11 protein-coding genes are annotated in these 10,093 nt (G+C 61.7%); 8 read left to right on the top strand and 3 right to left on the bottom strand.

Translation table 11 applies throughout. From position 1 onward, the window contains the following. From ccsB to ACN4F8_RS05995, 3 genes are all read left to right on the top strand, one after another. The coding region (gene ccsB / locus ACN4F8_RS06005; protein WP_419472713.1) for a c-type cytochrome biogenesis protein CcsB at positions 1-986 on the top strand (986 nt) is incomplete at its 5' end. 137 nt (positions 987-1,123) lie between these two features. Next, positions 1,124-2,137, top strand: a complete 1,014-nt coding sequence (gene msrP / locus ACN4F8_RS06000) for a protein-methionine-sulfoxide reductase catalytic subunit MsrP (protein WP_419472712.1) — start codon at positions 1,124-1,126, stop codon at positions 2,135-2,137. A 92-nt stretch (positions 2,138-2,229) separates the two neighbouring features. After that, on the top strand, positions 2,230-2,802 hold the full coding sequence (locus ACN4F8_RS05995; protein ID WP_419472714.1) for a sulfite oxidase heme-binding subunit YedZ: 573 nt from the start codon (positions 2,230-2,232) through the stop codon (positions 2,800-2,802). A gap of 9 nt (positions 2,803-2,811) precedes the next feature. Here the strand turns inward: ACN4F8_RS05995 and lysA are convergent, their stop codons facing one another. Then, positions 2,812-4,107 carry a diaminopimelate decarboxylase gene (lysA, locus tag ACN4F8_RS05990; RefSeq protein WP_419472711.1) on the bottom strand — a complete coding sequence of 432 codons (1,296 nt, stop codon included), beginning with the start codon at positions 4,105-4,107 and terminating at the stop codon, positions 2,812-2,814. Positions 4,108-4,168: 61 nt separating this feature from the next. After that, positions 4,169-4,303, bottom strand: a complete 135-nt coding sequence (gene lptM, locus ACN4F8_RS05985; RefSeq protein WP_419472710.1) for an LPS translocon maturation chaperone LptM — start codon at positions 4,301-4,303, stop codon at positions 4,169-4,171. Between the two features lie 69 nt (positions 4,304-4,372). On the opposite strand from lptM, the gene cyaY reads away from it, so the two are divergent. After that, positions 4,373-4,702: an iron donor protein CyaY gene (gene cyaY / locus ACN4F8_RS05980; protein WP_419472709.1), complete on the top strand. Its 330-nt coding sequence runs from the start codon at positions 4,373-4,375 to the stop codon at positions 4,700-4,702. On the opposite strand, the gene ACN4F8_RS05975 is transcribed toward cyaY, so the two are convergent. Then, positions 4,692-7,112: a penicillin-binding protein 1A gene (locus ACN4F8_RS05975; RefSeq protein ID WP_419472708.1), complete on the bottom strand. Its 2,421-nt coding sequence runs from the start codon at positions 7,110-7,112 to the stop codon at positions 4,692-4,694. The genes cyaY and ACN4F8_RS05975 overlap by 11 nt on opposite strands. A gap of 268 nt (positions 7,113-7,380) precedes the next feature. Between ACN4F8_RS05975 and ACN4F8_RS05970 the strand changes: the two genes are divergently transcribed. The 4 genes from ACN4F8_RS05970 to ACN4F8_RS05955 form a co-directional block, all read left to right on the top strand. Continuing rightward, positions 7,381-8,460 (top strand): pilus assembly protein PilM, encoded by a 1,080-nt coding sequence (locus ACN4F8_RS05970; RefSeq protein WP_419472707.1) that lies wholly within the window; start codon positions 7,381-7,383, stop codon positions 8,458-8,460. Continuing rightward, positions 8,457-9,071 carry a PilN domain-containing protein gene (locus ACN4F8_RS05965; RefSeq protein WP_419472706.1) on the top strand — a complete coding sequence of 205 codons (615 nt, stop codon included), beginning with the start codon at positions 8,457-8,459 and terminating at the stop codon, positions 9,069-9,071. Before ACN4F8_RS05970 ends, ACN4F8_RS05965 begins: the two co-directional genes overlap by 4 nt. 16 nt (positions 9,072-9,087) lie before the next feature. After that, positions 9,088-9,759: a type 4a pilus biogenesis protein PilO gene (locus tag ACN4F8_RS05960; protein ID WP_419472705.1), complete on the top strand. Its 672-nt coding sequence runs from the start codon at positions 9,088-9,090 to the stop codon at positions 9,757-9,759. 29 nt (positions 9,760-9,788) lie between these two features. Beyond that, a partial coding sequence (locus ACN4F8_RS05955) for a pilus assembly protein PilP (RefSeq protein WP_419472704.1) occupies positions 9,789-10,093 on the top strand: 305 nt, incomplete at its 3' end.

Below are 10,093 nucleotides of genomic sequence, written 5' to 3'. Positions count from 1 at the left end.
GGATGAGCATGTTGTTCTTCATGAGCACCGCGTTTTACTGGATGGGCATGTTCACCCGTGCCGGTGACACCTTTGAGCTGTTGGGCTCGCGTCTGGCCTGGGTGGCCGTGACGTTGGCGCTCATCGGCACCATGGTGCGCTGGTACGAAAGCCATCAGATCGGTCCGGACATCGGCCACATCCCGGTGAGCAACCTCTACGAAGTGTTCGTGTTGTTCTGCTGGATGACCGCCGCTTTCTATCTGTATTACGAAGACCAGTACAAAACCCGACGCATGGGCGCGTTCGTGATGCTGGTGGTGAGTGCGGCTGTGGGCTTCCTGCTCTGGTACACCGTGATTCGCGAAGCCCATGAAATCCAGCCACTGGTGCCCGCGCTGCAAAGCTGGTGGATGAAGCTGCACGTGCCCGCCAACTTCATCGGCTACGGCACCTTTGCCATCGCGGCCATGCTCGCCTTCGCATACCTCATCAAACAAAGCGCCAACGAAACCCGCTGGTACAAGCTCGCGCCGCTGTGGATTCTGGGTTTGGTGCTGTGTCTGGAGCCCATCGTGTTCCGCCAGTCGGCGGCCGAGAAGGGCGGCAGCTACTGGTTCGTTTACTTCGGCGTGTCGGCGCTCATCGTGGCGACCATCATGTTCGGGCGCAAACGCATCGCCGAGCGCCTGCCCAGCTTCGAGGTGCTGGACGACGTGATGTACAAAGCCATCGCCGTGGGCTTCGCTTTCTTCACCATCGCCACCGTGCTGGGCGCCCTGTGGGCGGCCGAGGCCTGGGGTGGTTACTGGAGCTGGGACCCGAAGGAAACCTGGGCGCTGATTGTCTGGCTGAACTACGCGGCGTGGTTGCACATGCGCCTCATGAAGGGTCTGCGCGGCACCGTGGCGGCCTGGTGGGCGCTGGTGGGTCTCGCGGTCACGACCTTCGCGTTTCTCGGCGTGAACATGTTCCTCTCGGGCCTGCACAGCTACGGCGAACTCTGATCCCTTCGGCGGGGTCAAGTGGGCAGGCCAGCGCGGTCTGGCCCGGAACTTTGTAAGAATCGCGGCTGTCCCACGACTCACGGCAAGTCCTGCGCGGCATCTTCTGCGCGGGGCGTTGCACAGGTCAGGACCGCCCCATGCTCATCCGCACTGCCCAAGACGGCTTCAACCACCCCTTCCCGAGCGACATCACGCCCAAGGCGGCCTACCAGAACCGCCGGCAGTGGCTGCAGCGCAGCGCGTTCACCGCAGCGACGGTGGGAGGTGCGGTTTCGCTGATCGCGACTGAAGCGACGGCCCAACCAGCCGGCCCGACGCCCAAGCCGGGCAAGCTCTCTGCGCTCCCCGGCAAGGCGTCTTCCGTGCCTGGTGCCACCACGGTGGAGAAGCTCACCCCCTACAGCGACGCCAGCACCTACAACAACTACTACGAGTTCAGCACCGACAAGGCCGACCCGGCGGTCTATGCCAAGTCGCTCAAGCCACGGCCCTGGACGGTGGCGGTGGAAGGCCTGGTGAACAAGCCCGGCACCTTTGACCTGGACGCCTTGCTCAAGCTCAGCCCGATGGAAGAGCGCATTTACCGCCTGCGTTGTGTGGAAGGCTGGTCGATGGTGGTGCCGTGGGTGGGTTATTCGATGGCCGAACTCATCAAACAGGTGCAGCCGCAGGGCAGTGCGAAGTTCGTTGAGTTTGTGACGCTGGCCGACAACAAGCAGATGCCTGGCTTGAATTCGAACGTGTTGGAGTGGCCGTACGTAGAAGGTCTGCGGCTGGACGAAGCCATGCACCCGCTCACACTGCTGACCTTCGGCATGTACGGCGAGGTGTTGCCCAACCAGAACGGTGCGCCGGTGCGCTTGGTGGTGCCGTGGAAGTACGGTTTCAAGAGCGGCAAGTCGATCGTCAAGATCCGCTTCACCGACAAGGAACCGCGCACAGCGTGGAACCGCGCGGCGCCGCAGGAGTACGGTTTCTATTCGAACGTGAACCCGCAGGTGTCCCACCCGCGCTGGAGTCAGGCGACCGAGCGACGCATCGGCGAGGAGGGTGGCCTGTTCGCCAAGCGCCGCCAGACGCAGATGTTCAATGGCTACGAGCCGCAGGTGGGTCAGCTCTACGCGGGCATGGACCTGCGCAAGTTCTTCTGATGGAAGCCATCCGCGCGCCAGGGCTGCCGGCCGGATCGCGCCCGGCGGGCTCGCGCATCAACCGCTGGCTCGGTCACCGCGCGGCGAAGCCCATGGGGTTTGTGCTGGCCTTGCTGCCGCTGGCCTGGCTGGTCTGGGCGGCGTTTGCCAACCAGCTCGGCGCCAACCCGGCCGAGGCCTTGATCCGCTCGCTGGGCGACTGGACCATCCGCTTCCTCGTGCTGGTGCTGGCCATCACGCCGCTGCGCACGGTGACCGGCTGGGTGGCGCTGGCGCGGCTGCGCCGCATGGTGGGGCTGTTTGTGTTTTTCTACGCCTGCATGCACCTGCTGGCCTACGCGTGGTTCGACATGGAATTCAGCGTACCGGGCATCGTGGACGACGTGATCAAGCGCCCGTTCATCCTGGTGGGCTTTCTGGGCTGGCTGCTCTTGCTGGCGCTGGCCGCCACCTCGTTCAACCGCGCCATCCGTGCCATGGGCGCAAAGCGCTGGCAGATGCTGCACCGCGCGGTGTACGCCATCGCTGGCCTGGCCGTGCTGCACTTTTTCTGGATGCGCAGCGGCAAAAACGACTTTGCCGAAGTCGCGGTGTACGCGGCGCTGTTCGCAGTGTTGCTGGGCTGGCGCCTCTGGCGGCGGCTGTCAAAACCGCGCGCCGTCTGAAACAACAGCTCAGGCCGGCGGCAGCAAGGTTTCCAGGCGCAGTTGATCGGCCGCCGATTCGCGTGCCCTGATGAGCGTGGCGGTGTTGCCATCCACCAGCAGCTCGGCCGCCCGACCTCGCGTGTTGTAGTTGCTGGCCATGCTCATGCAGTAAGCACCCGCCGAGAGCACCGCCAGCAGATCACCCGTCTGCGCAGCCAATGTGCGGTCGCGACCCAGCCAGTCGCCGCTTTCGCACACCGGTCCCACCACGTCCCAGGTGGTGGGCGCATCGGCGCGAGGGATCACCTCCACGATGCGGTGGAAGGCCTGGTACATGGCGGGGCGCGGCAGGTCGTTCATGGCCGCGTCCACGATCAGGAAATTCTTTTGTTCGCCTGGCTTCTGGTAAAGCACTTCGGTGAGGCACACGCCCGCGTTGCCCACCAGCGAGCGACCGGGTTCGATGACGATCTTGCGGTCGCCAAAGCCGCGTTCGTCCAGGCGCTGCAACAGTTGCTGCCACAAGGCATCGGCTTGCGGTGGCGTGTCGCCGTGGTAGTCGATGCCCAGTCCACCACCGAAATCGATGTGCTCGATCGGCACGCCCGCAGCCTCGATGCTCTGCACCAGATCGAGCACCCGGTCCATGGCGTCGAGGTAAGGCCCGGTCTGCGTGATCTGCGAGCCGATGTGGCAGTCGATGCCGACCACGCGCAGGCCAGCGCACGCAGCGGCGTGCCGGTAGGTATCCACCACGTCTTCGTGTGCGATGCCGAACTTGTTGCCCTTGAGGCCGGTGGAAATGTAGGGGTGGGTTTGCGCGTCCACGTTGGGGTTCACGCGCACGCTCACCGGCGCTCGTTGTCCCATGCTGCGCGCCACCTCGTCAAGCACGTCCAGCTCGGCGCGGCTCTCCACGTTGAAGCAGCCGATGCCCACTTCCAGCGCGCGCTTCATTTCGGTACGCGTCTTGCCCACGCCCGAGAAAATCACCTTGGCTGGGTCGACGCCCGCAGCCAGCGCGCGTTCAAGTTCGCCACCCGAGACGATGTCGAGCCCACAACCCGCGCGCACCAGCGTCTGCAGGATGCCCAGCGTGGAGTTGGCTTTCATGGCGTAGCAGATCTGGTGCGATCGCCCAGCCAGCCCGCGCTGGTAGGCGGCCAGCGCGTCCAGCATGGCGGCGCGGCTGTAGACGAACAGCGGCGTTCCGTGTTGTTTGGCCAGCTGTTGTAGGGACACGCCTTCCATCACGAGCTCGCCCGCCTGGTGCGAAATGAAGGGGGGCAGGTTCATGGGCGGCTGGCCGGGCAGGGTGGTCATGCTGGTGCTGGGAATCGGTTGGAGGTAGCGCACCTGCCGGCAGCAGAGCCGGTGTCGTGGTTCAGCGCGGTGCAGGCGCGTTGGGCAGCGGTGCGTTCTGGGTGGTGTTTGCGTTGGCTGGCGTTGTGTTTGACGTGGGCAGGTACAGAGGCCCCTTTTGACCACAAGCCGACAGCAACAACAGGCTCAGCACCATGCCCACAACCCGGGTGTTTGAAGGGGCGCGGCCTAGAATGCGTGTCGTTCTCAACATGCACCCATTGTAATGACCGACACCGAGTACCAAGACCTGGCGGAATCGCTGCTGAGGTCGATTGAACTGGCCTGCGATCGCATCAACGATCAAACCGACGCGGATGTCGACAACCAGCGCGTGGGCGGCATGATCACGATGACGTTTGCCAACGGCAGCCAGATCATCGTCAACCTGCAAAAACCGTTGCAGGAAGTCTGGTTGGCCGCCCGCGCCGGCGGTTTTCACTACCGCCACGATGGAGTGGCCTGGATGGACACCAAAGGCCAGGGTGAGTTTTTCGCCCACCTCTCCCGATTCGCCTCTGAACAATCCGGTCAGGCGCTGAGCTTCAGTTCCTGAACAGATCGAGGATGCCGCGCCGGTCTTCAACCGGCGGTATGGGTGTCGGTGCGGGCTGCGAAACGGTTGGATCGATTGCGACGGGGGCCGCGCCGGGCCAGGGATCTTGCAAGCCCAGGCCATGAACGCCGTTGCCTGGACCAAACTCCTCGAAGTACCACTCACCGCCGACGTTGATCACGCCGGGCGGAGGTGCGTATGACGCCACAGGCACGTCTTTGAGCGCCTGTGACATGAAGGAAATCCAGATCGGCAAGCTCAAACCACCACCTGTTTCCCGACTGCCCAGGTTGCGCGGCGTGTCGTAGCCCACCCAGGCGGCCGCCACCAGCGTGGGCTGGTAGCCCACGAACCACGCGTCGACGGAATCGTTGGTGGTGCCGGTTTTGCCAAACACATCGGTTCGCTTCAGGGTGGCCTGTGCCCTCGCCGCTGTGCCCGTTCGGGTGATTTCCTGCAGCAGGCTGTTCATGATGAAAGCGTTGCGCGGTTCGATGGCGCGCTGGCTTTCGGTGAGCGTCGGCTCGGGCGCCTCGTAAATCACCTTGCCCTTGTGATCGGCGACCCGGGTGATCAGCGTCGGGGACACCCGGTAGCCGCCGTTGGCAAACACCCCGTAACCCACCGCCATCTGCATGGGCGTGACCGAGCCCGCACCGAGGGCCATGGTGAGGTAGGGCGGGTGTTTGTCGATGTCGAAACCGAAACGCCCCACCCACTGCTGAGCGCTTTGGGTGCCGACCAACTGAAGCACACGGATCGACACCATGTTTTTGGACTTGGCCAGTGCGCGGCGCACCGACATCGGTCCCTCGAACTGCCCGTCGTAGTTCTTGGGCTCCCACGGCTTGCCTCCGGTCGCGTCTGCGCTGTAGAACAGCGGTGCGTCGTTGACCACGGTCATGGGCGTGAGCCCTTTTTCCAGCGCAGCCGAATAAATGAAAGGCTTGAAGCTGGACCCGGGTTGGCGCCAGGCCTGGGTCACGTGGTTGAACTTGCTCTTCTGAAAATCGAAGCCACCGACCAACGCAATCACCTTGCCGGTGCGTGGGTCCATGGCGACAAAGGCCGACTCAACGTCGGGCAACTGCGTGATGCGCCATGCCTTGTTGTTGGTCTGCACCACCCGGATCACCGCTCCGGGGCGAATCTTGATGTTGGGCCCGGCCTTGTCGGACAAGCCGGATTGCACCGGTTTGAGACCCTCGCCCGTGATCTCGAAAGGCTCACCGTCCTGGCGGACCGCAACAACACGCTTGGGCCCTGCTTCCAGAACGACGGCAGAGAGCAGGTCGTCGTTGTCGGGGCGCTCCGTGAGCGCATCGTCCACGGCTTCGTCAAGCGCGGCTTTGTCAGATGGCAGGTCGATGAACAACTCCGGTCCCCGGTAGATCTGGCGACGCTCGTAATCCAGCACGCCCTGGCGCACAGCCCGGTAGGCCGCCAGCTGCTCCGCTTGCTTGAGGGAGGTCGTGACCACCAGTCCACGCGTGTAGGCCTCTTCGCCGTATTGCGAAACGATGGACTGCCGGACCATTTCAGCCACGAACTCGGCATGAACCTGGGTGGCGCTGCCCACTGGACGCAGCTTCAACTCCTCGGACTTGGCCTCCTCGGCCTGCTCGGCCGTGATGAAGCCGTTCTCGACCATGCGGTCGATGATGTGCAATTGGCGGGCACGGGCTCGTCGCGGATTGCGGATCGGGTTGTAGGCGGAAGGCGCTTGGGGCAATCCCGCCAGCATGGCCGCCTCGGCCACAGTCACATCCTTGAGCGCCTTGCCGAAGTAAATCTGGGCTGCCGACGAGAACCCATAGGCTCGCTGTCCCAGGAAGATCTGGTTCATGTAGATCTCGAGGATCTGCTCCTTGGTGAGCATGTGCTCAAGCTTGAACGTCAGCAGCACCTCGTAGATCTTGCGCGTGTAGCTCTTCTCTGCAGACAGGTACACGTTGCGCGCGACCTGCATGGTGATCGTCGAAGCACCCTGGCTCTTGGCCTGGCGCAGGTTGGCCAACGCGGCGCGAATCATGCCCCGGTAGTCCACACCACTGTGTTCGAAGAAGCGCGCGTCCTCAATGGCCAGCACCGCGTTCTTCATGACCTCGGGGATCTCGTTGATCGTGAGCAGGTTGCGGCGCTCTTCGCCAAACTCACCAATCAACTGACCTTCAGCGGTCAACACACGAAGCGGCAGCTTGGGTCGGTAATCGGCGAGACCGGTCACATCGGGGAGGTTCGGGTAGGCCACAGCCAACGCGATGCCCACGGCCATCAACACACTTACAACACCCGCAGCCGCCAGTCCGGCCACAGCCACCACCAAGCGTCCCATCCAGATCAGTGCTGTGCGGCCCGCAGATACTGGCTCGGAAGTTGTGGAAGGGGTGGGGGTATCTTGGTTGGGCATGCGGTCGATCAAGGCCTCAAACCCTGATTATAAAAATGGCGCTTGGCGGCCCTGGTTGGCGCGGTCCACATATTGTGAGTCGTTGTACATGTCGAAGATCAAAGCCCCGTCAAAGGGTCGACAGCGAAGCGGGAACACGTATGGTTTTGACAACGTTTCGACTTGTCTCAAAGGCAAAATTTCTTTGCTGGACAAAGGTCTCGCTGCTAGCATTCAAGTGAATTCTTAAGTCTGACGCACTGCGGCGTCATCATATCTGGGGGTCACCTTGATCTCATTGGGATCGTTATTCAGCCGGGAACCGGCGCCCTTGTTGGGCATTGACGTGAGCTCGTCGAGCGTCAAACTGGTTGAACTGTCCCGCAACCGATCGGGTGATCTGGTGCTGGAGCGTTGCGCCATGGAGCCGCTCGAGCGTGGCTGGATCACCGATGGCAACATCGAGAAATTCGATGAGGTGGCCGAAGCCGTTCGGCGAGTCGTTCGCAAGAGTGGCAGCAAGACCAAGAACGTCGCGTTGGCGCTGCCGGCTTCGGCGGTGATCACCAAAAAAATCATCCTGCCAGGTGGCTTGTCCGACAAAGAGCTTGAGGCGCAGGTCGAATCCGAAGCCAACCAGTACATCCCCTTCTCACTCGACGAAGTCAGTCTGGACTTTTGCGTGATTGGTCCCAGCGCCAATTCGGTGGGGGATGTGGAGGTTTTGATCGCCGCGTCGCGCAAGGAAAAAGTGTCGGACCGGCAAGGCCTGGCCGAGGCGGCCGGGCTCAAGCCGGTTGTCATGGATGTGGAGTCCTACGCTTCGCGCATGGCGGCGGGGCGGGTCATTGAAACGCTGCCCAACCAAGGCATCGATTCGCTGGTGGCGCTTTTTGAAGTGGGCGCACTGACGACCAGCATGCAGGTCATGCGCAATGACGACGTTCTGTATGAGCGGGATCAGGCGTTTGGCGGAGCACAGCTCACGCAACTGATTGTTCGGCAGTACGGCTTTTCTGCCGACGAAGCAGAAGCCAAGAAGCGCTCAGGTGATTTGCCCGACGACTACCGTGCGGCGGTTCTGGACCCCTTCATTGAAAGCATGGCACAAGAGGTTGGCCGTGCGTTGCAGTTCTTCTTCACCAGCACGCCTTACAACAAGGTTGATCACATCCTGCTGGCTGGCGGCAGTGCCGCACTGCCCGGTTTGACAGAAGCCGTCACGCACCAGACGTCTTTTGCCTGCATGGTCATCAATCCCTTCGATGCCATGGAAATGGCAGCCTCCATTCAGGCACGCAAGATTTCGCGAGAAGCACCTTCGTACCTGACGTCAACCGGGTTGGCCCTGCGGAGGTTCTACCAATGATCTTGATCAACCTGCTGCCTCACAGAGAGGCGGCCCGAAAGCGTCAGAAGGAACAATTCTTTACCCAGCTGGGCCTGTCCGCGTTGTTGGGCGGCATCGTTTGTGGTGCCGTGTTCACGTGGTACCAGGGACAAATAGCTTCCCAGCAGGAACGAAACGCGTTCTTGCAAGCCGAGATCACCCGACTCGATGCCGAGATCAAGGACATCGCTGGTTTGCAGAGGGAAATTGCATCCCTGCGCGCCAGGCAAACCGCCGTGGAGGATTTGCAGAGCGACCGCAACATTCCTGTGCATTTGTTGGACGAGTTGGTCACGCAGTTGCCAGATGGCATCTACCTGCGGTCCATGAAGCACGAGAACCAGAGTGTGCTGCTGAATGGGGTGGCGCAATCTCAGGAACGGGTGTCTGACCTGTTGCGCAACCTGTCCAACAACAGCCAGTGGCTCGGACGGCCGGATTTGATCGAGATTGTGTCTTCCAGCGTGGCTCTTGCCAGCCGAGAGCAGCGACGCGTCTTCAACTTCTCCATTCGCGTTTCACTCAAACGCCCTGCTGCTGAAGCTGGGGCGGCCCCGGCCGGTGCCCCAGCCGCTGCAGGCAAAGTCTGATCACAGGGCACGCACCATGGCAAAAACGCCCAGCATCAACGTGGACTTCAAGGCAGTCCAGGACAAACTTCGCAGCCAGTTCACGGGCCTTGATCCCAATGACCCCTCGCAATGGCCGGGTCTGCCGCGCAACCTGTTGTTCGTGGCGGTGTGCCTGGCAGTCATTGCCGGTTTGTGGTTTGCCTGGCTGAAAGATTCCGATGAGGAATTGATTGCCGAGAAAGCCCGAGAGCAGCAACTTCGCGACGACTACAAAAAGAAAGCAGTCCAAGCGGTCAACCTCGATGCCCTTCGCAAGCAACTGGAGCAAGTGCAGCAATACGTCACCCAGCTTGAGAAGCAACTGCCCAGCAAAGCAGAAATGGATGCCTTGCTGTCAGACATCAACCAGGCAGGTCTGGGGCGAAGTCTGCAATTCGAGTTGTTTCGCCCCGGTGCGGTCAGCGTGAAGGAGTACTACGCTGAATTGCCCATCACGGTGCGGGTGACGGGCACTTACCACGACATCGGATTGTTCGCGGCAGACATCGCGAACCTGTCGCGCATCGTCACCTTGAACAACCTGTCCTTGACGCCGGTGGCAGGCCGCGAAGGCGTTCTGACGATGGACTGCATCGCCAAAACCTTCCGCTATCTGGATCAGGAAGAAATTGCACTTCAGCAAAAAGCACAGGGAGCAAAGCAGTGACTTCCCTAAGATTTACGAGCTGTTCATTTTTGGTCGCCTTCGCTTTGGTTTTGTCAGCTTGCACCTCGTCTGGCCAGGATGAATTGCAGGTCTGGATGCAGAACGAGCGAAACAGCATCAAGCCTTCGGTCAAACCCATTCCCTCCCCCACGAAGTTTGAGCCACAGGCCTACGCTGGAGAGCGTTTGACACCGCCTTTCAGCATCGAAAAGCTCACCAGCGCTTTGATCGGAAACCAGTCGACGCCGGTGGTCAACGCTGCCTTGATCGAGCCAGAACTCAATCGGCGCAAGCAGCCACTCGAGGCGTACCCGCTTGACACCATGTCCATGGT

It is taken from the genome of Hydrogenophaga sp., from assembly GCF_048549895.1.
GTDB lineage: Bacteria > Pseudomonadota > Gammaproteobacteria > Burkholderiales > Burkholderiaceae_C > Hydrogenophaga.
The sequence above is the reverse complement of the archived record's forward strand: the minus strand, read 5'-3'. Positions and strand labels throughout refer to the sequence as shown.